2 protein-coding genes and 1 pseudogene are annotated in these 1,693 nt (G+C 49.4%); all 3 read right to left on the reverse strand.

The genetic code is table 11. The features are described 5' to 3' along the window. On the reverse strand, positions 1-487 hold a 487-nt coding region (locus OGV65_RS00030), incomplete at its 3' end, for a restriction endonuclease (protein ID WP_240758678.1). 112 nt (positions 488-599) lie between these two features. Further along, positions 600-1,184, reverse strand: a complete 585-nt coding sequence (locus tag OGV65_RS00035) for a mobilization protein MobX (protein WP_010891053.1) — start codon at positions 1,182-1,184, stop codon at positions 600-602. A gap of 12 nt (positions 1,185-1,196) precedes the next feature. Beyond that, positions 1,197-1,693 (reverse strand): annotated as a pseudogene (gene mobA / locus OGV65_RS00040) (mobilization protein MobA); the annotation flags it as partial.

Consider the following 1,693-nt stretch of genomic DNA (forward strand, 5'->3'; position numbering starts at 1 on the left):
TGTATGCCGGATCAAAATCGAATTGTGACCAGTCCAGTGCGCTTTGCTCAAGGTCTGTCAGGCTTAACGCAGTGACAGGAACGGCCTTGTCCCGCAGCATATTTTTAGCTTCCTCCGTCCAGTTATCCGTAGAGGCAACGATATAGCGGAGCGTAAAATACGTTTTATCGGAGGCAGCCAGAAAACTATCAATATCCTTTTTGGCGATTTTAGTCTGATTGTAGTTTTTGCACTGGATAGCATGAAACTCCCCCGTTTTGGTTACGGCGACCAAATCAATGCCATCATCTTTTTTCTTCGTGATCCCAACGGTTTCACCGTACTGAGAAACCCATCCGCCATAGCTCAGCACGTCACTGTACAGCTCGGCATATTTAGGTTCATGGAGGAAATACTGCACACAAAGGTTTTCAAAGGTTGTACCTTTGTCCCGCTGTGTTGGTGAAGCCTGTTCAATTTTTGTCAGCAATGCAGAAAGTGCATTCATCGTTGATATCCTTAATGTCCTTTATTTGCTGGGGTTATCAGATCCCCCCGACACGTTTAATTAATGCTTTCTCCGCCGGAGATCGACGCACAGCGTTCTGTGCTCTATGATGTTATTTCTTAATAATCATCCAGGTATTCTCTTTATCACCATACGTAGTGCGAGTGTCCACCTTAACGCAGGGCTTTCCGTCACAGCGCGATATGTCAGCCAGCGGGGCTTTCTTTTGCCAGACCGCTTCCATCCTCTGCATTTCAGCAATCTGGCTATACCCGTCATTCATAAACCACGTAAATGCCGTCACGCAGGAAGCCAGGACGAAGAATATCGTCAGTACAAGATAAATCGCGGATTTCCACGTATAGCGTGACATCTCACGACGCATTTCATGGATCATCGCTTTCGCCGTATCGGCAGCCTGATTCAGCGCTTCTGTCGCCGGTTTCTGCTGTGCTAATCCGGCTTGTTTCAGTTCTTTCTCAACCTGAGTGAGCGCGGAACTCACCGATTTCCTGACGGTGTCAGTCATATTACCGGACGCGCTGTCCAGCTCACGAATGACCCTGCTCAGCGTTTCACTTTGCTGCTGTAATTGTGATGAGGCGGCCTGAAACTGTTCTGTCAGAGAAGTAACACGCTTTTCCAGCGCCTGATGATGCCCGATAAGGGCGGCAATTTGTTTAATTTCGTCGCTCATACAAAATCCTGTCTATCGTGAGAATGACCAGCCTTTATCCGGCTTCTGTCGTATCTGTTCGGCGAGTCGCTGTCGTTCTTTCTCCTGCTGACGCTGTTTTTCCGCCAGACGTTCGCGCTCTCTCTGCCTTTCCATCTCCTGATGTATCCCCTGGAACTCCGCCATCGCATCGTTAACAAGGGACTGAAGATCGATTTCTTCCTGTATATCCTTCATGGCATCACTGACCAGTGCGTTCAGCTTGTCAGGCTCTTTTTCAAAATCAAACGTTCTGCCGGAATGGGATTCCTGCTCAGGCTCTGACTTCAGCTCCTGTTTTAGCGTCAGAGTATCCCTCTCGCTGAGGGCTTCCCGTAACGAGGTAGTCACGTCAATTACGCTGTCACGTTCATCACGGGACTGCTGCACCTGCCTTTCAGCCTCCCTGCGCTCAAGAATGGCCTGTAGCTGCTCAGTATCGAATCGCTGAACCTGACCCGCGCCCAGATGCCGCTCAGGCTCACGGTCAA

The organism is Citrobacter sp. Cb004 (genome assembly GCF_030337065.1).
GTDB lineage: Bacteria > Pseudomonadota > Gammaproteobacteria > Enterobacterales > Enterobacteriaceae > Citrobacter > Citrobacter braakii.

What these genes read in the sequence shown, in the direction of transcription:
- OGV65_RS00035 (WP_010891053.1), bottom strand. Translation starts at nt 1,184, where the DNA reads ATGAGCGACGAAATTAAACAAATTGCCGCCCTTATCGGGCATCATCAG.